The 24,622-nt window shown below is 64.2% G+C and carries 24 protein-coding genes; 8 read left to right on the top strand and 16 right to left on the bottom strand.

Annotation, left to right across the window (positions count from 1 at the left end; all coding sequences use genetic code 11):
• Nucleotides 1–9 precede the first annotated feature (9 nt).
• From hsaB to hsaA, 4 genes are read right to left on the bottom strand one after another with little or no spacing between them, the layout of a single operon-like run.
• Nucleotides 10–561 (bottom strand): 3-hydroxy-9,10-secoandrosta-1,3,5(10)-triene-9,17-dione monooxygenase reductase subunit, encoded by a 552-nt coding sequence (hsaB, locus tag KVY23_RS16725; protein ID WP_075839477.1) that lies wholly within the window; start codon nt 559–561, stop codon nt 10–12.
• Nucleotides 561–1,460 carry an iron-dependent extradiol dioxygenase HsaC gene (gene hsaC / locus KVY23_RS16720; RefSeq protein ID WP_075839476.1) on the bottom strand — a complete coding sequence of 300 codons (900 nt, stop codon included), beginning with the start codon at nt 1,458–1,460 and terminating at the stop codon, nt 561–563. Before hsaC ends, hsaB begins: the two co-directional genes overlap by 1 nt.
• 3 nt (nt 1,461–1,463) lie before the next feature.
• Complete coding sequence (hsaD, locus tag KVY23_RS16715) at nt 1,464–2,342, bottom strand: 4,5:9,10-diseco-3-hydroxy-5,9,17-trioxoandrosta-1(10),2-diene-4-oate hydrolase (protein ID WP_230557495.1); 879 nt, start codon at nt 2,340–2,342, stop codon at nt 1,464–1,466.
• On the bottom strand, nt 2,339–3,487 hold the full coding sequence (gene hsaA, locus KVY23_RS16710) for a 3-hydroxy-9,10-secoandrosta-1,3,5(10)-triene-9,17-dione monooxygenase oxygenase subunit (protein WP_230557525.1): 1,149 nt from the start codon (nt 3,485–3,487) through the stop codon (nt 2,339–2,341). The genes hsaD and hsaA overlap by 4 nt, the downstream gene beginning before the upstream one ends.
• A gap of 167 nt (nt 3,488–3,654) precedes the next feature.
• On the opposite strand from hsaA, the gene KVY23_RS16705 reads away from it, so the two are divergent.
• Both KVY23_RS16705 and KVY23_RS16700 read left to right on the top strand, forming a co-directional pair.
• Entirely contained in the window at nt 3,655–4,785 is a 1,131-nt protein-coding gene (locus tag KVY23_RS16705) for a Rieske 2Fe-2S domain-containing protein (protein WP_230557494.1), read from the top strand.
• The gene (locus KVY23_RS16700; RefSeq protein ID WP_139318140.1) at nt 4,782–5,123 is read left to right on the top strand and encodes a hypothetical protein; all 342 of its coding nucleotides are present in this window, start codon (nt 4,782–4,784) and stop codon (nt 5,121–5,123) included. Before KVY23_RS16705 ends, KVY23_RS16700 begins: the two co-directional genes overlap by 4 nt.
• On the opposite strand, the gene KVY23_RS16695 is transcribed toward KVY23_RS16700, so the two are convergent.
• The 3 genes from KVY23_RS16695 to KVY23_RS16685 form a co-directional block, all read right to left on the bottom strand.
• Nucleotides 5,117–6,826, bottom strand: coding sequence for a cation:proton antiporter (locus tag KVY23_RS16695; protein WP_230557493.1), 1,710 nt, complete (start codon nt 6,824–6,826; stop codon nt 5,117–5,119). The two genes, KVY23_RS16700 and KVY23_RS16695, sit on opposite strands and share 7 nt — an antisense overlap.
• Nucleotides 6,827–6,963: 137 nt before the next feature.
• Nucleotides 6,964–7,551 carry a TetR/AcrR family transcriptional regulator gene (locus KVY23_RS16690; protein ID WP_230557492.1) on the bottom strand — a complete coding sequence of 196 codons (588 nt, stop codon included), beginning with the start codon at nt 7,549–7,551 and terminating at the stop codon, nt 6,964–6,966.
• A gap of 52 nt (nt 7,552–7,603) precedes the next feature.
• Nucleotides 7,604–9,208: an FAD-binding protein gene (locus tag KVY23_RS16685; protein ID WP_230557491.1), complete on the bottom strand. Its 1,605-nt coding sequence runs from the start codon at nt 9,206–9,208 to the stop codon at nt 7,604–7,606.
• Nucleotides 9,209–9,316: 108 nt separating this feature from the next.
• Here KVY23_RS16685 and kstD point away from each other — a divergent pair, with 108 nt between their 5' ends.
• The 5 genes from kstD (at nt 9,317) to bluB (ending at nt 16,655) form a co-directional block, all read left to right on the top strand.
• Complete coding sequence (gene kstD / locus KVY23_RS16680; protein ID WP_230557490.1) at nt 9,317–10,984, top strand: 3-oxosteroid 1-dehydrogenase; 1,668 nt, start codon at nt 9,317–9,319, stop codon at nt 10,982–10,984.
• Nucleotides 10,981–11,856, top strand: coding sequence for a MaoC/PaaZ C-terminal domain-containing protein (locus tag KVY23_RS16675; RefSeq protein WP_230557489.1), 876 nt, complete (start codon nt 10,981–10,983; stop codon nt 11,854–11,856). Before kstD ends, KVY23_RS16675 begins: the two co-directional genes overlap by 4 nt.
• A 25-nt stretch (nt 11,857–11,881) precedes the next feature.
• Nucleotides 11,882–13,603 (top strand): cholesterol oxidase substrate-binding domain-containing protein, encoded by a 1,722-nt coding sequence (locus KVY23_RS16670; protein ID WP_230557488.1) that lies wholly within the window; start codon nt 11,882–11,884, stop codon nt 13,601–13,603.
• A 137-nt stretch (nt 13,604–13,740) separates the two neighbouring features.
• Entirely contained in the window at nt 13,741–15,999 is a 2,259-nt protein-coding gene (locus tag KVY23_RS16665; protein ID WP_230557487.1) for a bifunctional diguanylate cyclase/phosphodiesterase, read from the top strand.
• Nucleotides 15,996–16,655 (top strand): 5,6-dimethylbenzimidazole synthase, encoded by a 660-nt coding sequence (gene bluB / locus KVY23_RS16660; RefSeq protein ID WP_230557486.1) that lies wholly within the window; start codon nt 15,996–15,998, stop codon nt 16,653–16,655. The genes KVY23_RS16665 and bluB overlap by 4 nt, the downstream gene beginning before the upstream one ends.
• A gap of 2 nt (nt 16,656–16,657) precedes the next feature.
• Here bluB and KVY23_RS16655 read toward each other — a convergent pair whose 3' ends face one another.
• The 4 genes from KVY23_RS16655 to KVY23_RS16640 all read right to left on the bottom strand — a co-directional run bounded on the left by KVY23_RS16655 (nt 16,658) and on the right by KVY23_RS16640 (nt 18,928).
• Nucleotides 16,658–17,155 carry a DUF427 domain-containing protein gene (locus KVY23_RS16655; protein WP_230557485.1) on the bottom strand — a complete coding sequence of 166 codons (498 nt, stop codon included), beginning with the start codon at nt 17,153–17,155 and terminating at the stop codon, nt 16,658–16,660.
• A 38-nt stretch (nt 17,156–17,193) separates the two neighbouring features.
• Complete coding sequence (locus KVY23_RS16650; RefSeq protein WP_230557484.1) at nt 17,194–17,874, bottom strand: DUF2637 domain-containing protein; 681 nt, start codon at nt 17,872–17,874, stop codon at nt 17,194–17,196.
• A gap of 41 nt (nt 17,875–17,915) precedes the next feature.
• Nucleotides 17,916–18,218, bottom strand: a complete 303-nt coding sequence (locus KVY23_RS16645) for a WhiB family transcriptional regulator (RefSeq protein WP_075839466.1) — start codon at nt 18,216–18,218, stop codon at nt 17,916–17,918.
• A gap of 149 nt (nt 18,219–18,367) precedes the next feature.
• Nucleotides 18,368–18,928: a gluconokinase gene (locus tag KVY23_RS16640; RefSeq protein ID WP_374108735.1), complete on the bottom strand. Its 561-nt coding sequence runs from the start codon at nt 18,926–18,928 to the stop codon at nt 18,368–18,370.
• A gap of 258 nt (nt 18,929–19,186) precedes the next feature.
• Between KVY23_RS16640 and KVY23_RS16635 the strand changes: the two genes are divergently transcribed.
• Nucleotides 19,187–19,921, top strand: a complete 735-nt coding sequence (locus tag KVY23_RS16635) for a FadR/GntR family transcriptional regulator (protein ID WP_075839465.1) — start codon at nt 19,187–19,189, stop codon at nt 19,919–19,921.
• Here the strand turns inward: KVY23_RS16635 and KVY23_RS16630 are convergent.
• From KVY23_RS16630 to KVY23_RS16610, 5 genes are read right to left on the bottom strand one after another with little or no spacing between them, the layout of a single operon-like run.
• Nucleotides 19,887–21,062: a lipid-transfer protein gene (locus tag KVY23_RS16630; RefSeq protein ID WP_230557483.1), complete on the bottom strand. Its 1,176-nt coding sequence runs from the start codon at nt 21,060–21,062 to the stop codon at nt 19,887–19,889. The genes KVY23_RS16635 and KVY23_RS16630 overlap by 35 nt on opposite strands.
• Nucleotides 21,059–21,442, bottom strand: a complete 384-nt coding sequence (locus KVY23_RS16625) for a MaoC family dehydratase (RefSeq protein WP_075839488.1) — start codon at nt 21,440–21,442, stop codon at nt 21,059–21,061. Before KVY23_RS16625 ends, KVY23_RS16630 begins: the two co-directional genes overlap by 4 nt.
• Nucleotides 21,443–21,465: 23 nt before the next feature.
• Nucleotides 21,466–22,386: a bifunctional MaoC family dehydratase N-terminal/OB-fold nucleic acid binding domain-containing protein gene (locus tag KVY23_RS16620; protein ID WP_230557482.1), complete on the bottom strand. Its 921-nt coding sequence runs from the start codon at nt 22,384–22,386 to the stop codon at nt 21,466–21,468.
• Entirely contained in the window at nt 22,383–23,534 is a 1,152-nt protein-coding gene (locus tag KVY23_RS16615; protein WP_230557481.1) for an acyl-CoA dehydrogenase family protein, read from the bottom strand. The genes KVY23_RS16620 and KVY23_RS16615 overlap by 4 nt, the downstream gene beginning before the upstream one ends.
• Nucleotides 23,519–24,538: an acyl-CoA dehydrogenase family protein gene (locus KVY23_RS16610; protein ID WP_230557480.1), complete on the bottom strand. Its 1,020-nt coding sequence runs from the start codon at nt 24,536–24,538 to the stop codon at nt 23,519–23,521. The genes KVY23_RS16615 and KVY23_RS16610 overlap by 16 nt, the downstream gene beginning before the upstream one ends.
• Nucleotides 24,539–24,622: the final 84 nt, after the last annotated feature.

Genomic DNA, 24,622 nt, shown 5'->3' with positions numbered 1-24,622 from the left:
ACCTGCGTATCACAACCACGTGTCCGAGGACGTCGCGGTCAGGAACGCTTCGAGGTCGTCGCGCCACGGGGCGGGGACAGTCTTGTCCGGCTCGATGCCGGTGTATTGGCCCCGATAGAACAGCAGTGGCCGCTCACCGTTGATCTCGCCGAGTGAATGCACGCGTCCGACGACGATGACGTGGTCGCCGCCGTCGTGGACCGTTTCGGTGGTGCAGTCCACGTGCGCGAGCGAACCATCCAAAATCGGCGACCCGAGCGGCGACGGCGACCAGCCGACACCGGCGAACTTGTCCGGTTCGCGCGATCCGAACCTCGCGCAGGTGTCCTGCTGATCCTCGCCCAACACGTTGACGGCGAAGCGGCCGCTGCGTTCGATAGCGGCCCACGACCGAGAATTCTTGGTCGGGCAGAACAACACCAGAGGGGGGTCGAGCGAGAGTGCCGCGAACGACTGGCACGCGAACCCCACCGGGGTGTCCTCGTCCACCGTTGTCACGATGGTGATCCCGGTACAGAACTGCCCGAGCACGGTTCTGAAGGTGCGGGGATCGAACGTCATTACTTCATTCCCACCGAGAAGTCGTGACCCCACAGACTCACTGCGGTGCTCTCCCGAGCGACCCACTCCGAATCCTCGACCTGTCTTCCCTCGCAGCCGAATTCGATGTCGAATCCGCCCGGTGTCTTCATGTAGAACGACAGCATCAGATCGTTGACGTGCCGTCCCAGCGTCGCCGACATCGGCACCTTCTTGCGCAGGGCGCGATCGAGCGCCAGTCCGACGTCGTCGGAGTTCTCGACTTCGATCATGAGGTGCACGATGCCGCTCGATGTCGGCATCGGCAGAAATGCCAGGCTGTGATGCCGCGGGTTGCAGCCGAAGAAGCGCAACCATGCGGGTGGGCCATCGGCCGGTCGGCCCATCATCTGCGGTGGCAGTCGCATCGAATCTCGCAGGCGGAATCCGAGAACGTCTCGATAGAAGCGAAGCGAGGCATCGTCGTCGTCGGTCGAGAGCACGACATGCCCGAGGCCCTGCTCACCGGTGACGAACCGGTGTCCGTACGGGCTCACGACGCGACGATGCTCCAGCGCGGCGCCGTGAAAGGCTTCGAGGGTGTTGCCCGAGGGATCCTCGAAGATGACGAGCTCGTCCACACGCCGGTCCTGCACCTGCTCGGCGGTTCCCTCTTTGTACGGGACACCGGCATTGTCGAGCGAGGTCCGGATCTCTTGCAGCTCGGCAGCATTGGCAGTTTCCCAACCGGATACCAGCAAGCGGTCCTTCTCCCCCGGCACGATTACCAGGCGCGCCGGAAAATCGTCCATGCGCAGGTACAGCGCTCCGGGCACGGCGCCCTTGCCCTCGACCATGCCGAGGACTTTCAATCCGTACTGACGCCAGGCATCCATATCGGTTGCCTCGATGCGCATGTAGGCGAGTGATCTGATTCCCACGGCTCAATTCCCCTCGGTCAAGAATGCGGTGGTGAGGCGGTTGAATTCGTCCGCCACCTCGACCTGAGCCCAGTGTCCGCAGCGGCCGAACACGTGCAGCTGCGCTCGCGGAATGGTTTTCAGCGCTACCAAAGCTCCGTCGATGGGGTTGACGCGGTCTTCCCGACCCCAGATCAGCAGTACCCGTTGGCGGAGTTTGTAGGCCTCGCGCCAGAGCATGCCCTTCTCGTAGTCGGCCCCGGCGAAGGACTTGCCCATTGCCTTCATCGCTGCCAGCGACTCCGGCGTCGATGCCTGCTCGTACCGTTGGTCTACCAACTCGTCGGTGATCAGCGTTTGGTCGTAGACCATCACCTTCAGAAACGCTGCCAACTTTTCCTTCGACGGCCCAGGGGGCGCGGAGAAATTCCCCAGGTTCTTGACGCCCTCGGTCGGGTCCGGTGCGAACAGATTGATGCTCAACCCTCCGGGGCCCATGAGCACCAATCTTCCTGCACGCTCCGGATAGTCGAGAGCGAACCGCACTGCCGTGCCGCCGCCCAGCGAATTACCCAGAAGGTGCACCCGCTTGATCTCGAGATGATCGAGCAGATCCTTCAGCGCCGAACTGCTGTGCACGAAGTACTGCGGATGCTGTGTCGGTTTGTCCGATCTGCCGAATCCCGGTTGGTCGACGCACAACACGTGGAACTGCCGCGCGAGTACTTCGATATTTGCCGCGAAGTTCGACCATCCCGAAGCGCCAGGTCCTCCGCCGTGCAGAAGGACGATCGTGGTCTCGTTGCCGACGCCTGCCTCGTGGTAGTGCAGCGTGAGATCGTCTCGTACACGAGCGTATTTCGACGTCGACTCGTAGGTGATGTGTTCGGTCACCGCGGTCATACCATCGTGTCCTTGATCGGGAGGCCGAACTCGCCTCCACCGAACATCTGGTACGCCCGCTCCGGATCGTTGGCCGCATGTACGCGTCCAGCGTGTGCGTCACGCCAGAACCGTTGCAGCGGTGCACCGTTCTGCAAGGCCGTTGCTCCTGCGCTCTCGAACAGCAGGTCGATGGACGCGACCGATCTACCAGTGGCGCGGACTTGATCGCGTCGGGCACGGAGCCTGAGCTCCATCGGCACCTCCTCGCCGGCTTTCAACAGCGCGTACTCGTCGGCCACATTGCCCGACAACTGACGCCATGCTGCGTCGATATCGCTGCTCGCCTCGGCAATGCGCACCTTCGCGAACGGATCATCCTTGCCGGTTTCGCCGACGAAAGCTTTGCGAACACGCTTGCCCTGATGCTCCACATGGGCGGCGTACGCGCCCTCTGCCATTCCGACTATGGGTGCCGAAATGGTCGTCGGATGGATTGTTCCCCAGGGCATTCTGTATACCGGCGCGGTGTTGCGTTCGAGGCCCTCGGCCGTGTGATCGTTCATCTTCTTGAAGCTCAGCACGCGGTGCGTCGGGACGAACTTGTCCTCGACCACCACTGTGTTGCTGCCCGTCCCGCGCAGGCCGACGACATTCCAGACGTCGTCGATGCGGTAGTCCTCGCGGGGAACGAGGAAGGTGACGAAGTCGACGGGGCGTCCGTCCTTGATGACCGGCCCGCCCAGCATGGCCCAGGAAGCGTGATCACAGCCCGAGGACCACTGCCAGGCTCCCGACAGGCGATAGCCACCGTCGACGACGGTGCCTGCCCCCATCGGTGCGTACGAGGAGGAGATGCGGACATCGGCGTCGAGCCCCCACACGTCCTCCTGCGCCTGCTGCGAGAACAGTGCGAGGTGCCAGTTGTGCACACCGATGATCGAGGACACCCAACCTGTCGACCCGCACGCGCTCGCGATCTTTTTCACTGCCGAGTAGAACAGGACCGGGTCCTCCTCGTAGCCGCCCCACTGCGCCGGTTGCAGCAGACGGAAGAAACCCGACTCCTGTAGCGACTTGACCGTCTCCTCTGGGAGCCGACGTAGGTCCTCGGTTTCCTGCGCTCGCTCGCGCAGGGTGGGCAGCAAGGCGTCGAGCCTCTCCATCACCTCATGAGTCACTTTTGCCTACTCCTGCCTTCCGTGGGTTCTTCCTCAGACTAGAACACGTTCCCGTTACTGTCGAGAAGTCATTTCGACGGGTCAGTAGCGGATACGCTCCAGATTCTATAACGTGTTCTAGTGTTCGATCGATGCGAAGCCGAGGAGTGAACATGGCAAAAATTCGTGAAATTGACGTGGGCGAGACACCGACGCGCTACGCCCGCGGCTGGCATTGCCTCGGCCTCGTCAAGACCTTTACCGACGGCAAGCCTCATGCGATCAGGGCGTTCGGCACCAAACTCGTGGTGTTCGCCGAGTCGTCGGGGAAAATCGTCGTCCTCGACGGGTACTGCCGCCACATGGGCGGCGACCTCACCCAGGGCACGGTCAAGGGCGACGCCATAGCCTGCCCGTTCCACGATTGGCGGTGGGGAGCAAACGGCAAGTGCACCCAGATTCCGTATGCACGACGAGTGCCGCCACTGGCCCGCACCCGCACCTGGACGACCCTCGAACAGAACGGGCAGCTGTTCGTCTGGAACGACACCGAGGGCAATCCGCCGCCCGACGAGGTGAGCATCCCCCGCATCGACGGCGCGTACAGCGATGACTGGACCGAGTGGACGTGGAACTCGATGGTCATCGAGGGCGCCAACTGTCGCGAGATCGTCGACAACGTCGTCGACATGGCACATTTCTTCTACATCCACTACGCATTCCCGACGTACTTCAAGAACGTCTTCGAGGGGCACATCGCGTCGCAGTACCTCAATACCAAGGGAAGACCCGATATCGGCATGGCCTCGCAGTACGGCGGCGACACGTTGCTCAAATCCGAGGCCTCGTACTACGGCCCGTCCTACATGATCAATCCGCTGACCAACATCTACGGTGGGTACGAGGTGAAGAGCGTTCTCATCAACTGCCACTACCCGATCGACCAGAACTCGTTCATGTTGCAGTGGGGCATCACGGTGCAGAAGCCCGACGGCATCGATGACAAGACGGCAACGAAGCTGGCCCAGAAGTTCACCGAGGGCATCAGCGTCGGTTTTCTGCAGGACGTGGAGATCTGGAAGAACAAGACCAAGATCGACAACCCACTCCTCTGCGAGGAGGACGGGCCGGTGTATCAGCTCCGACGGTGGTACGACCAGTTCTACGTCGACGTCGCAGATGTCGACACCAAGATGACCGACAGGTTCGAGTTCGAGGTGGACACCACGAAGGCCAACGAGGCCTGGCAGCACGAGGTGGAGGAAAACCTGGCCAAGCAGGCCGCGGAGAAAGCCGACGTATGACACGCGGGGTGGCGGATGGGTCGAATTGGGCGAAGGCGCCTGATTTCGCAGGCGATCCCGGCCGCGCCCGGGAGGTCCATGCACAGACCGTGCGTGACAAGGAGACGTACCTCGACTCCAGGTTGACTCCCGTCGAGTGCCGCGCCTGCGGGACGGCGGTGTTGGTGCGCAAGAACAGCGTCAAGCAGACGTCGGTGCAGTGGACATCGAACCCGACCGCGACGTGCCCCGTCTTTCGGGACGCGGGCAGTTCGGCGACGCGGGAGAGTTGTCCGCGCCTGCAGGACTCGATCGAGCATGCTGTGTTGGAGGGAATTCTGCCGGTCCCCGATCAGTAGCGACGTCCCGCGTCATCGTTCCCTTCGTCGCCCTGTTCCTCGTCGCCCTGTTCCTCGTCGCCCCTGGCCTCGCCACTGTCGGCGAGCAGGTCGTTGAGCACTGTCGATGTGATGTCGGCGGCCGCGGAGAACGGTTCGAGGATGGTTCGAACGCCGGCGGCGCGAAGGACTTCGGCATCATGGCGAGTGTGGGCGGTCAAGGCGATCGATCCTGCGTAGCCATGATGAATCAGCCCGGCTAGCAGAGCGAGATTGGTCTCGAGATTCGGGATCGCGCTGACAATATGTTTTGCGCGAGTGAGCGGCAGCGCTTCGAGGAGGTGAATGTCCTCGGCACTCCCGAACACCGCCGTCACGCCGACGCGGGTGTTTGTCTTGACGCTGTGCGGATCGAAGTCGACCGCGAGCACACGGTGACCGGCGTGACTGAGCCGATCGGCGAGATGACCACCGAACCGGCCCAGGCCGAACTGTATGACGTCGAAGTTCTCGTCGACCAGGTGGGAGTCGGGTTCGTGGTTGCCCTTTCTCTCGAACACCAAGAGCCACGGCCGGAGCCGGGCGTAGAGCTGGTGCGAGTACATGATCATGTAGGTGGAGCCACCGATGGTGATGAGGCCGACGACGGTGATCAGGCTGACGGTGGCGTTGGTGATGTGGCCCAGGCTCAGACCGAGCGCGGCGAGAATCAGCGAGAACTCCGATATCTGCGCGACGGTGAGTCCGGCAAGGAAGCCGATCCGTACCGGGTATCGCATCGCCGCCATGATGACGATCACGATCAGTGGGTTGCCGATCAGTACGAAGGCCGAAAAGATCGCCGCCTCGCCGATCTGTTTGGCGGCATCGGTGAATTCGAGCCGTGATCCCAGATCCAGGAAGAAGAACAGCAGCAGGAAGTCTCGCAGGCTGACGAGCCTCGCGCCCAGTGCGTCGCGAAACGGTGTGCTGGCAAGAGAGACGCCGGCAAGGAACGCGCCGACCTCGGAACTGAATCCGAGCCACTCACTCAGCGCTGCCACCGATACGGCGTAGGAGACGCCGAAGAGCACCAGCAGTTCCGGGGACTTCGCGATGTACGGCAGCAGCCACGGCAGGATGTATCGCATCAGCAGCCATGCACCGCCGAGGAGACCGGCGCCCTTGAGCAGCACGGTCACGATGCCCACGACGAGGCTGTCCCCGGTTTCCTGTCCGAATGCGGTCAGCGCGATCATGACCAGGACGACCAGGATGTCTTGAACGATGAGGAAGCCGACCGCGATTCGGCCGTGCAACTCGTCCAGTTCCCGTTTGTCCGAGAGCAATTTGACGATGATGATGGTGGACGAGAAGGTCAGCGCAACCGCGATGTACAGGGCGGTGACGGTATCCATACCCAGGGCGATCGCGATCAGGTATCCGATCACGGAGGTGAAGAGCACCTGTCCCAGACCGGTGGCGACAGCCACCGGCCCGCTGCTGCGAATCATGTGCAGATCGAGCCGCAGACCGACGAGGAACAGCAGGATCGCAATACCGAGCTTGGCAAGTAGTTCTATCGTGTTGTCGGCCCGTACCCAGCCGGCACCAACCGGTCCGACGGCGATTCCCACCACCAGAAACGCGACGATGAGTGGTTGACGCAACCGCACTGCGATCAAGCCCGCCACTGTGGAAATGGCCAGGATGATCGCGATCATCGGGAATGCGTGCAGTTCCATCGCTACTGCTCCGCTCTCGGGAAGCAGCGGTGCCGTACACACCGGTGACTGTTCCGGCTCGGCACCTCCGCCCGGTAGATCCCTCCGACAGCGATCCGGGGGGACTTATGCCCCTGTTTCTACCACTACCGGCACAGCTACCGCGCGAAGACTGCGCCCCGGGTCAGGGTGGACACCAAATCCGCGAGTTCCTCCGCTGCCGCGGGGACGTCGAACGTCGGGTCGCGTGACCACTCTGCGATCAGTCCGTCGATAGCGCCGCCGATGATGATCGCGACCGCCCTCGCATCGAATGCACCGAGCAGACCGTTTCGCTGGCCCTGTGTCAATAGGTCGGCGAGAGCGTGCCACCTGCGCGTACTCGGATGCTCGCTGGGCGGCCCGACGAGTTCGCCGCTGCCGATCACTGCACCCAGCGCACGCAGATGCTGCGGATTCTCGTAGTAGTAGGCACACATCGATCTGATGTACGTCTGAACCCGGGGCAGCCCCTCCGGTACGGCCTCTATGCGCGAGCCGATGTAGTGCGCTTGGTCGCCGTAGATCCATGCGGCGGCCTCCGCCATCAACATCGACTTGCTCGGGAACTCGTCTTCGATGACCACTGCCGACACGCCCGCGCGTCCGGCGATACCCGCCAGCGAAGCCGAGCTGTATCCCGCGTCCGCCACTACTTCGATTGCCGCGGCCAGAATGGATCCGTGTGTGGTTTCGTCGTTCGTCACTGCCTGCTCCACCTGGTGAGTTGCCCGACCCAGGCCGCTACTTTACAGGTACTCAACCTGCCTGCGCCGCGTGTGCACCCGCTCGGCGTCCGGAGAAGATGCAATCGGCGAGCGAGAGGCCGCTGACGTAGGAGTTGGAGCACAGTCCCACCGCGGTTCGGCCGGCCGCGAACAGGCCGGCGACAACAACTCCCTCATTGTCTTTCACGCCCCCACTCGCCTCGTCGACGACGAGGCCACCGAGGGTGATCATCGGACACGGGTTCGACATCCTCGCGATGGCCGAGCCCGCAGGTATGCCGGCGTCGTACAGCGTGAAGGGTGGGCGAACGACGGGCCTGCGGAAGTCGTCGTGCTTTCCGAACGGGTCCGCACTCCCGGATGCGATGGCCGCATTGTGCTTGTCGACGGTGGCGCGGAGCCCGGTCGGTTCGATTCCCGCTGCCTCGGCCACCTCTTCGATGGATCCACCGCGCTTCGCCGTGGACATCAATCCCGCATTCTGAACGCGCTGGAACCACATCGACTGCGACGGAAGCTGCGCCTTGGCCTCTGTGACCAGGTCGGCGTCGGCGAGCAGCCATCCCCGGCCTTCCCCGCGCTCGATGATGGCGTGGCCCAGAGCAGCGCCGTAGCGAGACTCGTCGACCATTCGCTCACCGGATCGGTTCACCAACAACGATCCCAGGAACGGCACGGGCGGAACGATGAACCGCCACGCCGAGACGTTGCCGAGTTTTGCGGTCGCCGCGCCGATCTCGGTCCCGAGGGCAATTCCGCTGCCATCGTCCGCGGCTGTCCCGAGCGCTATTCCGCCGGTGTATCGGGGTGCGTGCGCCTTCATCATCGCCCGGTCGGCGATGAAACCTCCGGCGCTGAGGACGACGCCGCGGCGCGCTCTGATGCGGAGCACTTCGGCGTACTTCTTCTCGATGTGCGCCAGCCTGCGCTCGAAGAAGTAACGCAGCTGGGGGGCATAGATCCCGGGTTTGGCCGACAGCAGCCCCAGGCGTCGATGCAGCAGACGTATCCGGGCCGGAGCGTTCCGCAGCGAACGACATTCCACACCCACGACACGACCGTCGGACACGATCAGTGCGACCGCGCGGGTCTGCGGGACAACCCTCGTCCCCGCCGCCCGAGCCGAGGCCGCGAGCGGCCCGAAGAGCATCTTTCCGGATGTGCCCCGGCCCTTCGCCCGATGCCCCCGAGGCGCCGGGGTGGCAACTGCACGGAATTCACCGGCCGCCTCGCTCCCGGAGTAGTACAGGTAGTGCTTGTTGCTCGGATAGGAGGTCTTGTACGGACACAGCGAGGCCTCGAACGGCACGCCATGGTCCGCCAGCCAATCGATCATCGCGGGACTGTCCTCGCAGAACCGCCTCAGCGTTGCCGGGCTCACTGCATCGCCGACTTCCTTCTCCAGATAGGCGTACATCTGGTCGGGACTGTCCTCGATGCCTGCTCGCTTTTGGATCGAGGTTCCGCCGCCCGCGTAGACGACTCCACCGGAGATGGTGCTGGTGCCCCCGCCCTCGTAGCGATCGAGCGCGAGGACGTCGGCCCCACCTGCAGCGGCCTCGATGGATGCCGCCGCTCCGGCCGCTCCGAAGCCGACCACTACTACGTCGGTGCTCAGATCCCAGGTCACTCGCATACCTCCGTCATCGACTAGAACGTGTTTTTGTTATCGAAGTAGTCGAATCCGATTCTTCCTGGCAGAAAGCATGGACTGACAGCTCGGTCATTCTATAACGTGTTCTACATGAGCAAGCATGAATACGACATCATCGTCGTCGGGAGCGGTGCCGGCGGCATGACGGCCGCGCTGACCGCCGCCCATCGAGGCGCCAGCGTCGTCGTCATCGAGAAGGCACCGCATTTCGGTGGGTCCACCGCCCGCTCCGGCGGGGGCGTGTGGATCCCCAACAACGAGACACTGCAGGCGGACGGTGTCGACGACACCCCGGAAGCGGCCCGCGACTACCTACACGCGATCATCGGCGATGTCGTCTCCAAGGAGCGCATCGACACCTACCTCGAACGCGGACCAGAAATGCTCGGCTTCGTACTGCGCAACTCGCCGCTGAAGATGCAGTGGGTGCCCGGATACTCCGACTACTACCCCGAGGCTCCCGGCGGACGCGTCGGCGGCCGGTCGATCGAGCCGACACCGTTCGACGCCTCCTGCCTGGGACCCGAGGTGGACAACCTCGAACCCGATTACGGCAAAGCGCCGCTCAACGTCGTGCTCACCCAGGCCGACTACAAGACGATCAACCTGCTCAGGCGTCACCCCAGCGGTCTCGCGCGGGTGCTCCGCGTCGGAATGCGATGGTTGGCAGCGAAACTCACCGGCAAGCACCTGCTCGGCCGTGGCCAAGCCCTCGCCGCTGCGCTACGTGCCGGCCTCCTCGACGCCGAGGTTCCCGTTCTTCTCGACACCCCGATGGTCGACTTCTGCGTCGACGACAGCGGTCGAGTCAGCGGCGTCGAAACCGGTGACGGTCGAATCTTCCACGCCAGGCTGGGCGTCGTGCTCGCCTCCGGCGGTTTCGAACACAACGAGGAAATGCGCAAGAAATACCAGCGCGAACCCATCGGCACAGAGTGGACTGTCGGGGCGAAAGCAAACACCGGCGACGGGATTCGCGCCGGTCAGAAACTGGGCGCTGCTGTCGAACTCATGGACGACGCATGGTGGGGACCTTCCATCCCGCTGACCGGTGGCCCCTGGTTCTGCATCGCCGAACGCACTCTGCCCGGCGGCATCATGGTCAACGCGTCGGGAACACGATTCCTCAACGAAGCCGCCCCGTATGTCGAAGCCGTACACGCGATGTACGGCGGAGAGTTCGGCGTCGGCGACGGCCCGGGCGAGAACATTCCGACGTGGATGATCATCGACCAGCGTTACCGCGACCGGTACATCTTCGCGGGCCTGCAACCGAAGAAGCGATTCCCCTCGCGCTGGCTCGAGGCCGGCGTGGTCGTACAGGCAGACACCGTCACCGAACTCGCCGAGAAGACCGGGCTCCCGGCCACGCAGCTCACAGCGACGGTGCAACGCTTCAACGGCTTCGCCCGAACCGGCGTCGACGAGGACTTCGGCCGCGGCAACAGTGGCTACGACAAGTACTACGGCGACCCGACCAACAAGCCCAACCCCAGCCTGGGCGTGCTCGACAAGCCACCGTTCTACGCGGTCAAGATAGTGCCCGGCGACCTCGGCACCAAGGGTGGGCTCGTCACCGACGCCGACGCACGCGTGCTGCGGGACGACGGCAGCGTCATAGATGGGCTCTACGCCGTCGGCAACGCCAGCGCACCCGTCATGGGCCACACGTACGCCGGACCGGGCGCAACCATCGGCCCCGCTATGACATTCGGCTATCTCGCGGTACTCGATATGATCGCGCGAACACCGCAGTGAGCATCGACCCGGACGTTGCCATCGGCGCGACACTACCGCCGCAACGCTTTTCGTGGACCGCGAACGACGTCCAGACCTACCATCTCGCGATCGGCGCTGGATCACGCCCGTTGGATCACGCGGAGTTGCGCTACCTCGACGACGCGAAACCTCAGGTCCTGCCCACATTCGCCACCGTGGCGGCGACGTTCCACGCCACCGAGGCACCGCGGGTGCAGTTCCCCGGTATCGACATCGACCTGGCGAAGGTGGTGCACGGGAGCCAGGAGGTCATCACCTCGGGCCCTATCCCCGCCACCGGAGAAGCCGAGACGATCACCCGGATCACCGAAATCTGGGACAAGGGCAGCGCCGCCGTCATCGTGCAGGAAGCGGTGACGACCGCACCGGACGGCACCGAGCTGTGGCGGACTAGATCATCGATCTTCGCAAGAGGCGAGGGCGGATTCGGCGGTGAACGCGGCCCGTCGAACAAGATCGAGATGCCCACCCGAACACCCGACGCCGAGGTCGCGGTACCGATCCTGCCGCAGCAGGCGCTGATGTACCGCATGTGCGGGGATCGCAATCCACTACATTCGGATCCGGAATTCGCTCGGGCAGCAGGGTTCCCGCGTCCGATCCTGCACGGGCTGTGCACCTACGCCATGATCGCGAAGGCCGTGACCGACACCGTGCTCGACGGCGACAGCACACTTCTCCGCAGCATCGGCACACGCTTCGCCGGCGTCGTTTATCCCGGTGAGACCCTCGCCTGCCGAATCTGGGACGAGGACGGCCGCTTTCTCGTCGGTGTGAGTGTGCCCGACCGCGAAGATGCCCCGATTCTCGCCGACACCATCGTCATCACCGGTAATCTTTCCATCCGCTGACCAGCTTCAAGACTACGGAGAGCCCATGCCAGAGTTGAATCGTCGACAGTTCATTGCCGCGGGAGCGGGGGCGATCGCCGCTGCGTCAGTGTTGCGGGCAGTGCCCGCAGGCGCCGCACCGTTCGGAAGCGCGGACACGACGATCCCTGCTCCCCCGAACTTTCCCGCCGGTATCCCGCTGTATCAGCAGCGCTACCAGAACTGGTCCAAGGAGATCATCCTCGACGCGATCTGGACCTGCTCACCGACGAGTCCCGAGGATGTCGTTGCGCTGGCGAATTGGGCGCACGCGAACGGCTACCGCATCCGTCCCCGTGGCGCGATGCACGGTTGGACTCCGCTGACCATCGTCAACGGCGAGCCGATCGATCGAACTGTTCTCGTGGACACGATGGTTCACCTGAACGGTATCGTCGTCCACCCCGGTGACTCGACCGTCACAGCCGGCGCGGGTGCCACGCTCGAGGCGATCCTGCAACGACTCGAGGACAACGGTCTCGGGTGGGCCTGTGTACCTGCACCAGGTGTGCTGTCGATCGCGGGGGCGCTGGCCGTCGATGCACACGGTGCTGCACTGCCCGCTGTCGGCGAATCACCGCCCGTGGGAACAACATTCGGTTCACTGAGCAACCTGATCACCTCACTGACGGCGGTCGTGTGGGACGGAACCGCGTATTCGCTGCGCACATTCGACCGCTCCGAGCCCGCGATTCTGCCACTCCTCGCCCACCTCGGTCGCACGTTCCTGACCTCGGTGACATTGCAGGCGAGTGCGAACACCCGCATGAGATGCCAGAGCTACACCGACATCGGGTGGCGCGAAATGTTCGGTGTACCCGGTGCGCCGGGCAGGACGTTCGAGAGCTTTCTGGACCAGACCGGGCGGGCCGAGGCCATCTGGTACCCGTTCACCGAAAACCCCTGGCTCAAAGTATGGTCCATCTCCCCGGACAAACCGCCGACCGCACGGGAGGTGACCGGACCGTACAACTACCCGTTCTCGGACAATCTTCCCGAAATCGCCTCGGACCTCATCGGTCAACTCACAGCGGGCAATACCTTCATCGCACCGGCGTTCGGACAGGTCTTCTACGGCACCACGGTGGCGGGACTGGCCGCATTCGGCTCCTACGACCTGTGGGGTTGGGCCAAGGACCTTCAGTTCTACATCAAGCCCAGCACGCTGCTGCTGACCGAGGGCGGCGGTGCGGTCATCACCTCGCGGAGCAACGTCGCCCAGGTCGTCCACGACTTCACCGTATGGTTCGAGGCAAGGGTGGCGTACTACCAGTCCATCGGCCAGTACCCGATCAACGGCCCCGTCGAGATTCGCTGCTGCGGCATGGACGACCCGTCCGATGTCGTCGTCGACTCCGCCGGCGCACCCACGATCTCCGCGATGCGACCCCGACCCGACCACCCCGAGTGGGACACAGCAGTGTGGCTCAACGTGCTCGGAGTGCCGAACACACCCGGCATGTTCGCGTTCTACCGCGAGATGGAGCAGTGGATGCGCGCGCACTACTCCGGAGCATGGGCGACGTTCCGCCCCGAATGGTCCAAGGGCTGGGCTTTCAGCCCCGAACTCCCCTACAAGGACGCCGAGGTCATCGAGTCGATTCTGCCGAACACCTACCGTCAGGGCGTCCCGAACTCCGATAACTGGGACACCGCGAGGGCCACCTACAACACACTCGACCCGCACCGCATCTACAGCAACACCCTCATCGATCAGTTGCTCCCCTGAGCGCTCGACCGGTCTTCATCACACCGCGTTCTTGGTGAACCGCGACGCCGAATGTGGGATGTTTCAGGGGCGGCTGTCGAGGACAGCCGCTCCGAGGACGGCAGCTCCGAGGACGACGCAGGGGAGGGACGGACTCGGTGAGATGGTGGCTCTACCCCGCGCTCGGGGTCGCCGCGGGCGCGGGATACCTGGTCACCGTTCCTGAGACGGTGTCGGAGGCGATCTTCTTCGCAACCGGGATCTCGGCGATTGTCGCCATTGTGGTCGGCATTCACATCAACCAACCGGCCTCTCGCACCGCCTGGATGCTCATCGCAGCCGGGTCCGGCCTGTGGGTGCTCGGTGACGCCGCGTACCTGAGCGAGTTGTTCACCAGCGAGACCGTGTTCGTGATCTCGGTCGCGGACATCATCTACCTCCTCGGGTACCCGCTGCTGGGGGCAGGACTGTATCTACTCGTCCATCAGGGTGGGCGACGCGGAGAACTCGGTCACGTCGCCAACAGCACCATCGTGATGATCGCGTTCGGGCTCCTCATGTGGGTGTTCGTCGTCCAACCGGAGACGGCAGACATGGCGCGAACCGCAGGGTTCGTCGGCGTCGTGTACCCGGCCATGGATGTGTTCCTCCTCGGTTTGCTCGTGCACTTCGTCGGATCCAGCCAATGGCAGTCCGTCTCGTTCCGCCTGCTGAGCGCGGCTGTGGTGGCGACCCTCGTCACCGACATCGCCGTCGATATCGAATCGATCACCGCCGAGGCCAACGGTGCGGGCGCCGTCGGGGTCGGCTTTCTGGCCTTCTACGTTCTCGCCGGAACCGCGGCCCTGCATCCATCCATGCGGACGTTGACCCCTCCGAAGCCCCGCGGGCGCAACTCGAGGCTTACAGCGTCGTTCGGGACCCCCACGGTCCTGCTTCTCACCGCGGCGGTGTTGACGGTCCCCGCGGTGATGGCCGTCCTGCTCGTGCGCGGCGAAGACATCACGCAGTGGGGCTGGGGCGTCGTCCTGTGCACCACGCTGCTGGTGGTGCTCGTCTTCGTTCGCGTCGTCGAACTTCTCGGGCTGCTGCACCGTCAAACCCAGACCTTGCGCAATGTCGCCGAAACCGACCACCTCACGGGCCTGCCGAACCGCCATGGATTGGAAAGGTGGCTCTACGAACGCACTGACGAAGGTCAGCCCTTGACAGTTCTCCTCTTCGACGTGGACCGATTCAAAGACATCAACAACACCTTCGGCCACGGCGTCGGCGACGAAGTTCTACGAGAGGTGGGTTCCCGACTCCGCGAAGTAGTGGGTGAGCGTGGCGCGGTCGGCCGTGTCGGGGCGGACGAATTCGCCGTCGCGGTCGGTGCAGACGAAACGGACGCGATGACCGTTGCCCACGACATGCACGCAGCGCTGTTGCGTCCGGTCGACGTACGAGGCGCAACCCTCGTGGTCGAGGGCAGTATCGGCATCGCCTGCTCCTCCGCCTCGGCGCCCGAGACACCCCCCGAGGAGCTGGGCCGACACGCGTACCTCGCCATGAGTTCGGCCAAGGACCGACAGCCCCGGATCGCGATGTACGACAGTTCGATGGATCGGGACGAGAGCGGGCCATTGCTCATGCTCGGTGAACTCGCCAACGCCATCGAGCGCGGTGAACTCGAGGTCTACTACCAGGTGCAGGTGGGGCTGACGTCGATGAGCGTCGTGGGTGTGGAGGCATTGCTGCGCTGGAACCACCCCGAAAAGGGCCTGGTCGAGCCCGATTCGTTCCTGCCGATGGCCGAACGAACCGCGCTGATCCGCCCCCTGCTCGAATACGTCCTGGTCGAGGCATTGACCCAGCGGCAGAAGTGGAGCAGGGACGGCATCGACCTGACAGTGTCGGTGAACATATCGGCACGCAACTTGCTCGACCTCGGAGTAGTGGACCAGGTGCGACGCGCACTGGAGCTGGCCTGCGCTCCACCCGAGGCACTCATCATCGAGATCACCGAGACCGCCTCGGTCACCGATCTGCCCGTCGCCGTCGAATCTCTCGACCGACTGCACCGGCTCGGTGTCGTCCTCGCCATCGACGACTACGGCACCGGCTACAGCTCGTTGGCATACATGCAGCGTCTTCCTGTGCAGCAACTGAAGATCGACAGGGCATTCGTGACCGACATGAGAACGGTGGACGCACACAGAATCATCGTGCGATCCACCATCGACCTCGCCCGAACCCTCGGCCTCACCATCACCGCCGAGGGCGTGGAGGACCGCGAAACCCTGCTGGACCTCAAACGACTCTCCTGCCACTGCGCGCAGGGATATCATCTCGGACGTCCGGTACCGGCCCTCGACATCCCCGAATCGGTGGCCGCACTGAACGCCGAACTGAGCAACAACGCCGAGGTCCCATGAGCAACAGCCACACCCGCAGAGACGATCCGCCGATGCCGGTGTACACCGCCATTCGTTCCCGACGCGACGTTCGCGCCGAGTTCAACGGCGAATGCGTCGACGACGCCGTGCTACAACGAATTCTCGACGCTGCGCACCACGCGCCCAGCGTGGGAAACACCCAACCCTGGGACTTCGTCGTCGTTCGCCGCGCGGATACGCTCGCACAATTCGCTGAACACGTCGCCGCTGAGCGGGTCGCATTCGCGCAGTCGCTGCCCCCGGATCGCCGCGCCACCTTCGATCCCATCCGGATCGAGGGCATCGAGACCAGCCGCACCGGCGTCGTCGTCACCTACGATCCGGAACGCGGCGGCAAGCACGTGCTCGGGCGGGCGACCGTAGACGACACCGGCGTGTTCTCGGCGGTACTCGCCGTGCAGAACCTCTGGCTCGCAGCTATATCGGAAGGTATCGGCGTCGGCTGGGTCTCGTTCTACCAGGAGAGCTTCCTCACCGATCTGCTCGACATTCCCTCACCGGTCCGGCCCATCGCCTGGCTATGCGTGGGCCCCGTCACCGAGTTCGCACAGGTCCCCGACCTCGAGCGATTCGGGTGGCGCGACCGACGGCCCCTGGCGGAGGCTGTGCACTACGAGAAATTCGGCGGGTGCTGAGCTCACCATCCCCAACTACCGGGAATGCCCTTGAAGGGGCCGACGACGTCGCTGGTGATCCAGCCCTCGTAGAAGCCGCCCTCCTGCGGGATGACCCGTTCGCCATCGACCTCGCAGTGCAGGCGGCTCGGGGAGAATGCGAGGTGCCCGGTGATGGGCAGAAAAGCGGCGGTCGGCCTCTCGTAACTCCACGCGGCGCCGGCCAGACTCACATCGCCGCCGTGCACGTCCCAGTACGTGGCCGCGCCCTTCCACTCGCAATGCGTCGAGCGCGCCGCCGAAGGAAAGAGGACACCCTCAGCGACGTCGTCACGAGGGATGTACCAGGTGGGCGGATGGCTCGTCTCCAGAACGCGCCAGGCTGCACGGGTCTCGGCGATGAGAACACTGTCGACCCTGACCGTGATCATCCGATCGGACTGTTCGAGTCGCGGCGGTCGAGGATAGTCCCACACCGACTCCTGCCCGGGCCCCGGCACCTGCGGCGTTACTTCGCTCATCTTCTCGATAGTGCCAGCGCCGGGCAACAGCGGCCACATCAGGGAGCTTCGACCGGGAAGAGATCTTCCGCGCGGTCCTCGTCGAGAATCCAGCGGTCGACGTCCTCGAGCGGGTCCTCGGGCGCCCCTGATTTCAGGTCGACCGCACGCTCGGCCGGAACCAGCGGCGGCCCGATCACCGGCAGTGCAGGCTTAGGCAGTGCTTGTTCAGGCAGTGCTTGTTCAGGCAGTGCTTGTTCAGGCAGTGTTTGTTCAGGCAGTGCGGGATGTTGTCCGGCCGATTCGGGTGCTGTGTCCGCCATTCGAACCGTGGGCACTCGGACAAGGATGCCGAGCCCGTGGGTGGCTGCGAGGAGACTGACCGGCGCAACGGTCGCGATCGCGGCCGACAGGGCGGGATGCAACGTTCCCGACTGGGAGATGAATGCATGCAGCGCATTTGCGCCGATACTGACCAGGGCCGCGATGATCAGAACCGCCCAGAAGAACCGGCGGCCGCTGTGATGTCGGTCGAGGTGCGCCAGCGCGATCACCGAGATGGTGGCCTGCAGAATGGTGCCGTCGACGATCACCGGCCACAGCCAGGACAGAGTGCGTGGCACTCCCGCCATTGTTGCCAGATCCCAGAGCGCCGCGAAACTGAGAACGAACGATGCGATGCCGATCACCGTGGTGATGACGACCGCACTGATGAGCGTCGCGCGCATGACCTTGTTCATGGTTCGACATGGTGCACGATCCCACCGACACGAACGGTGGCTCAGGCCAGGCGAGGTTCGCTTCGGTAGAAGTCTGCGCGGTCGTGCGCGGACATCCCACCCCACACTCCGTACGGCTCGTTGACCGACAGCGCGTGCGATCTGCACTGGGCCAGCACCGGGCAGCGGTTGCACACGTCCTTTGCCTTCTGCTCCCGCATCGTGCGCGCACGTCCGCGCTCACCCTCGGGATGGAAGAACACGGACGAGTCGAAGCCTCGACACAGCCCGTCGAGTTGCCAATCCCATATGTCCGCGGTCGGAACGGGAAGTTCGACCGGCCTGGACGGTGCGCCTCTCACCATCGACGTCTCCTTACGAGCGCAGACGCATTCGGGTTTGTGACCCGTCTGTCTACACGGATGTTTTCGTGAACCACTTCACTTTGGCGCATTAACCATACTTTTCGCAAACCGTTCATTCATTCGTATGCTTAAAAACCAGCACTGCTGCTTCATACGGCGCGCATCCGCTCGAGTTCGGCGATGATGCTCGCTGCGACCGCGGCGGGAGGCGGGCCGACATCGACGACGATGGCGTGCTCGTCGGGCTCGATCGACTCGAGTGTGCTCATCTGCGTGTCGAGCAGACTGCTCGGCATGAAGTGGTCCATCCGCACGTTCAATCTGCCGCTGATCCGCTCCTTCGTGCCGGCCAGGTGCACGAAGACGACATGCCCCTCGGACCCCCGCACCAGGACATCGCGATACCGACGCTTGAGCGCCGAACACGTCACGATGCCCGGCTCATGCCGGGCAGTGTGATCCCGAATCCACTCGGCAATCGTTTCGAGCCACGGCCAGCGATCCTCGTCCGTCAGAGGCTGACCGGAGGCCATCTTCTCGACGTTCGAGGGCGGATGCAGGTCGTCGCCCTCCTGCAGGTCCAACTTGAGCGCGCCGGCGAGGATTCCGGCCACGGTGGACTTTCCCGAACCGGATACCCCCATGAGCACGAGAACCGGATGCTGACTTCCGTTATCGCTCACGTTCATCTCCCGCGCAGCAGCTGCCATTCGGGGTGCCTCACCTGAGTCGGTCATTGCCATCACGCTCCATGTCTGCGGGGTCACACCTGGAACGAGTTACCCGCATACGCTTTCGCCAACCACACCTGCGCGGCCGATGTGCGCCAGGCCGACACCTCATCGCGAGGTGACCTCGATCACTGTACTTTATCATCATACAAATGAGAAGTAGATCTTGAATATGTACTACTAATCAGACCGAAGCTCGGGGGGCGAAGCATCACCCTCCCGTGGGACCATCGAGCAGTGGCGGCCGAAGCAAGCGCAGCATTTCTGCAATTACACGATTCCGTACTCGATACGTTGGGGCGCGACATCGTGGACGGAACTGTGCCTGCCGGGACGACGATCTCCGCAGACGACGTTGCCGTGCGATTCGCAGTCTCGCGAACCGTCGTCCGCGAGGTCGTCCGAGTACTCGAATCGCTCGGTCTGCTCACGGTCCGCCGGCGCGTCGGCATCACCGTGCTCGACTCGACACACTGGAATTCGCTCGATCCGCTGCTGATCAGGTGGCAGCTCGCCGGCCCCAACCGCGCCATACAATTGGCGTCGCTCAGCGAATTGCGTTCTGGCATCGAGCCTTTGGCAGCTCGGTTGGCAGCCGGGCGAGCAACCCCGGAGCACTGCGGACGGTTGACTGCTGCGGTCATCGGTATGTCCGCGACCTCGCGCGCGGCCAACTCCGACGCCTACCTCGCGCACGACTCGGATTTTCATCGCGCCCTGCTCGCAGCGTCGGGCAATCCGCTACTTCGTTCGATGTCGGACATCGTCGTCGAAGTGCTCGCCGGACGCACCCGGCACGCGTTGATGCCACATCGAGCCGACCCCGAAGCGATCCGCCTGCACGGAGTCGTCGCGTCCTCGATTCAGGCCGGAGATGCCGCGGCTGCCGAGCAGGCGATGTTCGAGATCGTCACCGAATCCGCGAAGTCGATGCTCGCTACCGATTGGCCGACAGCACCAGACCCGATGTAGGAACACCGGTTCCCGCCGTCACCAGTACATTCTGGACGTCCGGCACCGGATTGACCGAGGTTCCCCGAATCTGCCGAACGCCCTCGGCAATCCCGTTCATGCCGTGGATGTACGCCTCCCCCAGCTGGCCACCGTGGGTGTTCAACGGCAGCCTGCCACCGAGCTCGATCGCTCCGTCCGCGACGAAGTCCTTGGCCTCGCCTCGCCCGCAGAAACCCAGTTCCTCGAGCTGCATGAGGACGAACGGGGTGAAATGGTCGTACAGCACCGCCGTCTGCATGTCCTCGGGCCGTAGCCCCGACTGCGCCCACAGCTGATCTGCGACGAGCCCCATCTCCGGCAGTCCCGTCATCGCGTCCCGGTAATAGCTGGTCATGATGTACTGATCCGGTCCGCTCCCCTGCGCTGCTGCGGTGATCACCGCGGCCGGATTGGGTAGATCCTTCGCCCGCTCGGCGGACGTCACCACGATCGCGATGCCGCCGTCGGACTCCTGGCAGCAGTCCAGCAGGTGCAGCGGTTCGGCGATCCACCGCGAGTTCTGATGATCCTCGAGGGTGATGGGTTTGCCGTAGAAGAACGCTGCCGGGTTGTTTGCGGCGTGCTTACGATCGGCGACGGCCACCCGTCCGAAATCCGCACTGGTCGCGCCGTAGACGTGCATGTAGCGACGAGCCACCATTGCCACGAACGACGCGGGGGTGCCCAACCCGTGTGGGTACGACCATCCCGCATCGATACCCGACGAGGTCGGCGCGGCCGCGAGATGAGATGCCACCTGACCGAACCGCGCTCCCGACCGCTCGTTGAACGCTCGATACGCGACGACGACATCGGCGACGCCCGTTGCCACGGCCATGGCTGCCTGCTGAATCGTCGCGCACGCCGCCCCGCCCCCGTAATGGATGCGACTGAAGAATTTCAGGTTGGGGATTCCCACCGCCCGCGCGACGGCGGTCTCGGTGTTGGTGTCCATCGTGAACGAGGTCAGTCCGTCCACGTCCGCGGGGGTGAGCCCGGCGTCGGCGAGCGCAGCGGTGACAGCCTCGGCGGCGAGCCTGAGTTCACTACGTCCGGAGTTCTTGGAGAAATCCGTGGCGCCGATCCCGACGATCGCCGCCTTCCCGGACAGCCCGCTCATGCGAGCCTCACCGTGGCGGTGATGTGGTCACCGAGCGAATCGCGGCCGACGACGTCGACCGTCACCTCATCCCCGGTCACCGCGGACACGGTGCCGCTCAGGGTCAGCGTGTCGTAGGCGTACCAGGGCACACCGAGCCGCAGTGCGATGGACTTCAGAACGACGCTCGGTCCGGCCCAGTCCGTGACGAATCGCTGCACGAGCCCGGTGTCGGTGAGGATGTTGACGAAGATGTCCTTCGAGCCCCGTTCGACGGCCTTGTCGCGGTCGTGGTGGACATCTTGAAAGTCTCTGGTAGCCAAGGCCGTCGAGACGACGAATGTCGGGTCGGCGGTGATCTGCAGCTCGGGCAGAACATCGCCGACGGCCACATCACCCATTGCCAGTTCTGCCGTGCGGGCCTTCATCCGACGGCCTTCCACGCAGGTAGCGTCAGGTCTTCGTCGATCCGCACGAAGTCCACCTCGACCGGTAGCCCGATGGCCACCTCTTCCGGTTCGATCCCTCGAAGTTCACCGAGCATACGGACGCCTTCCTCCAACTCCACGAGTGCGATGACGAACGGCAACGATCGGCCCGGCACCGCCGGTGCGTGGTGGACCACGTAGCTGAACACCGTGCCCCTGCCCGACGCGACGACGTAGTCGAGGGGCTTGTCCCTGTCCTGCCAGATTGCAGGGATGGGTGGATGCCGTAGCGAACCGTCCTCGACACGCTGCACGCGCAGCTCGCCCACCTTCGTTCCGTCCCAGAAGAACTCGGTTTCCTGCGAGACCACGGGCCGAATCTGCTCCGGAACCTCTGCAGCGGCGCTCGAAACGTTCGGTGCGAACTTGAGCACACGGAAGAGCATCTCCGCGACAGGTTCCTCGCCGACGTACCAGATGTTCCGCGTGGTGACGAACCATCCGTGGCCGAGCCCGGTCTTCTTCGGGCCGACCACGTTCTCGAGCCGCGCGGTCAACGTCACCTCCTCACCGACTCGCAGATAACGGTGATAGGTCTGCTCGCAGTTGGTCGCAACGATGGAGGTGAAGCCCGCTTCGTCGAGGATCGCCATGATCTGCCCGAGCGGGTCGTCGGCCGAACGAGTCCGGTGCAGCCCGCCCATCGTCCAGACCTGCGCCATCGCCGGCGGCGCGACGACACCTTCGTGTCCGGCCTCCCGTGCCGCAGCGTCGTCGACGTAGATCGGATTGGCGTCACCGATGGCCTCGACCCAGTTGTTGATCATCGGTTGGTTGACGGGGTCGCGGCCGGCGCGGCGCGCGCTTTCGCCCTGTGCCGCAATGCGGTCGGCGGCCTCGGCGATGGTCTCGCTCATCGGATTACTCTGGGCAGTCCGAGTCCGGAGGTCGCGATCAACTCTCGCATCACCTCGTTCACCCCACCGCCGAAGGTGATCACCAGATTGCGTTTGACCTGCTTGTCCAGCCACGCCATCAGCGCCGCAGTATCGGGATCGGCGGGATTTCCGTGCCGTCCGATCAACTCCTCGGCGAGGCGGCCCACCCGCTGAATACGTTCGGTGGCAAACACTTTGGTGGCCGATGCGTCGGCAACGTCCACTGCATCCGCGGTACTCGACGCTACCTGCCAGTTGAGCAGCTCGTTGATACGGAACGTCGCGTATACCTCACCGAGCGTGCGGCGGACATCGGGTTCGTCCAGCAGCCCGTGCGCTCGAGCCCACGTCCGCAACCGGACGAGCAGACCGGCGATTCGGCCCGCCGGCCCGAGCATGACGCGTTCGTGATTGAGCTGCGTCGTGATCAAGCGCCACCCGGCATTCTCTTCCCCTACCAGCATGTCCACGGGAACGCGCACGTCGTTGTAGTACGTCGCGTTGACATGGTGGGCGCCGTCACACGTGATGATCGGCGTCCACGAGTACCCCGGGTCGGTGGTGTCGACGATCAGCATCGAGATCCCGCGGTGCCGCGAATCCGGCGCACCGGTTCGCACCGCCAACCAGATGTAGTCGGCATCGTGGCCACCGGTGGTGAAGATCTTCTGACCGTTGACGACATACTCGTCGCCGTCACGGACGGCGGTCGTCTCGAGTGCGGCCAGATCGGTTCCGGCTTCCGGTTCGGTGTAGCCGATGGCGAAGTGCACATCCCCGGCCAGGATCGCAGACAGGAATTTCGCCTTCTGCGTATCGTTTCCGTATTTCTGCAGCGTGGGCCCGACGGTTTGCAGCGTGACCGCCGGCAGCGGAATGTCGGCTCGGGCAGCCTCGTTGACGAAGATCGACTGCTCGACGTCACCGAATCCGTGACCACCGAACTCCTTCGGCCAGCCGACACCGAGCCAGCCGTCGCTACCCATCTTCTTGATGATCTTGCGGTAGGTCTCGCCGTGCCGCTCGGTCATCATGACCTCGGCGTCGTGATCGCTGACAAGATCCGAGAAGTAGTCCCGCAATTGTTTCTGCAGTCTCAGCTGCGCCTCGGTCAGTTCGACGAACATGCTGCCCCCAAGATCTCGAGTCGGTGCGCGGCTCCGCCGAGCAGTCGTGCCAGATCCTTTGCGGCGGAGTAGTAACGGTGCATCGGATAGGTGACATCGACACCGATGCCGCCGTGCAGGTGGTGGCACATCTGCATCGCGGCCGGAAGCTCGGCGGCGATCCAGTACGCCAGTACATCGCCGTCGCCACCACCTCCGTCGTTCTCGAGCGATGCCTGCCAGACCGCGGACACCGCCGCCACATGCAGGGTTCGCGCGGTGACGTAGACGTCGGCGATCTCGCCCGCCACCGCCTGGAACGTTGCGAGCGGTTTACCGAATTGGTGACGGTTGGCCAGGTGGGTTGCCGTCAGTTCCGCGGCCCCGGCGGCAAGGCCGTCGGCAACGGCACCGATGGCTGCGACCGCGAGACGATACAGCCGCGCTGTGTCGAGGGAGACGAATTCGCCGGGCACGTCGTCCATTTCGACGACATATTCGGGTTCCCCCGTCGACGACGGTGTCCGCGTGCAGGTGACGCCGTCCGCTTTTGGATCGACGAGGACGATTCCCTCCGAGGTCGGCACCAGGATGCGGTGTGCCTGCTCGGCGTAGGCGACGGCGATCTTGGTTCCGGTCACCCGCATCCGGTCTCCGTCGGGAACCGCCTTGGTGGCGGGGTCGAGCGGAAACGGTGAGCGCGGTTCAGCGAGGGCCGCAGTGAGGATCGCGCCGGGCTGCGCGATGCGCGCGATCACCTCGGGCCCGGTGAGCGCGGTCAGCGGCACGATGCCGAAGCCGATAGTGGCCAGTGCCGGGCCGACCGCGGCGTGCTTCGCCAATTCCGTCAGTACGACGGCTGCTTCGGGGAGACCGAGTCCATCACCTCCGGCAGCTTCTGGCAGCAGCATCGTCGACAGGCCCGCGTCGGAAAGCGCTGCCCACAGATCCGCGGGCTCGCGCGCGATGAGGCCGTCGACCATCTCGGCCACGATTGTCTGCGTCGAGTCTCGGGTGAAGTCCACGCTCAAATACCTGCCTGTGCGTCGATCGGGAACGAGTAGAACGTGTTCTATTTTTAACACCTGGGAGCGGGATTGGCCAGTGCC

It is taken from the genome of Rhodococcus sp. I2R (assembly GCF_020889545.1).
Taxonomy (GTDB): domain Bacteria; phylum Actinomycetota; class Actinomycetes; order Mycobacteriales; family Mycobacteriaceae; genus Rhodococcoides.
This window is presented reverse-complemented; position numbering and strand designations above follow the sequence as displayed.

What these genes read in the sequence shown, in the direction of transcription:
- KVY23_RS16655 (WP_230557485.1), bottom strand. Translation starts at nt 17,155, where the DNA reads ATGAGCGAAGTAACGCCGCAGGTGCCGGGGCCCGGGCAGGAGTCGGTG.
- bluB (WP_230557486.1), top strand. Translation starts at nt 15,996, where the DNA reads ATGAGCAACAGCCACACCCGCAGAGACGATCCGCCGATGCCGGTGTAC.
- KVY23_RS16700 (WP_139318140.1), top strand. Translation starts at nt 4,782, where the DNA reads ATGACACGCGGGGTGGCGGATGGGTCGAATTGGGCGAAGGCGCCTGAT.
- KVY23_RS16645 (WP_075839466.1), bottom strand. Translation starts at nt 18,218, where the DNA reads ATGGTGAGAGGCGCACCGTCCAGGCCGGTCGAACTTCCCGTTCCGACC.
- KVY23_RS16620 (WP_230557482.1), bottom strand. Translation starts at nt 22,386, where the DNA reads ATGAGCGAGACCATCGCCGAGGCCGCCGACCGCATTGCGGCACAGGGC.
- KVY23_RS16650 (WP_230557484.1), bottom strand. Translation starts at nt 17,874, where the DNA reads ATGAACAAGGTCATGCGCGCGACGCTCATCAGTGCGGTCGTCATCACC.
- KVY23_RS16630 (WP_230557483.1), bottom strand. Translation starts at nt 21,062, where the DNA reads ATGAGCGGGCTGTCCGGGAAGGCGGCGATCGTCGGGATCGGCGCCACG.
- kstD (WP_230557490.1), top strand. Translation starts at nt 9,317, where the DNA reads ATGAGCAAGCATGAATACGACATCATCGTCGTCGGGAGCGGTGCCGGC.
- KVY23_RS16685 (WP_230557491.1), bottom strand. Translation starts at nt 9,208, where the DNA reads ATGCGAGTGACCTGGGATCTGAGCACCGACGTAGTAGTGGTCGGCTTC.
- hsaA (WP_230557525.1), bottom strand. Translation starts at nt 3,487, where the DNA reads ATGGAGAGGCTCGACGCCTTGCTGCCCACCCTGCGCGAGCGAGCGCAG.
- KVY23_RS16615 (WP_230557481.1), bottom strand. Translation starts at nt 23,534, where the DNA reads ATGTTCGTCGAACTGACCGAGGCGCAGCTGAGACTGCAGAAACAATTG.
- KVY23_RS16670 (WP_230557488.1), top strand. Translation starts at nt 11,882, where the DNA reads ATGCCAGAGTTGAATCGTCGACAGTTCATTGCCGCGGGAGCGGGGGCG.
- KVY23_RS16695 (WP_230557493.1), bottom strand. Translation starts at nt 6,826, where the DNA reads ATGGAACTGCACGCATTCCCGATGATCGCGATCATCCTGGCCATTTCC.
- KVY23_RS16705 (WP_230557494.1), top strand. Translation starts at nt 3,655, where the DNA reads ATGGCAAAAATTCGTGAAATTGACGTGGGCGAGACACCGACGCGCTAC.
- KVY23_RS16625 (WP_075839488.1), bottom strand. Translation starts at nt 21,442, where the DNA reads ATGGGTGATGTGGCCGTCGGCGATGTTCTGCCCGAGCTGCAGATCACC.
- hsaD (WP_230557495.1), bottom strand. Translation starts at nt 2,342, where the DNA reads ATGACCGCGGTGACCGAACACATCACCTACGAGTCGACGTCGAAATAC.
- hsaB (WP_075839477.1), bottom strand. Translation starts at nt 561, where the DNA reads ATGACGTTCGATCCCCGCACCTTCAGAACCGTGCTCGGGCAGTTCTGT.
- KVY23_RS16640 (WP_374108735.1), bottom strand. Translation starts at nt 18,928, where the DNA reads ATGGCAGCTGCTGCGCGGGAGATGAACGTGAGCGATAACGGAAGTCAG.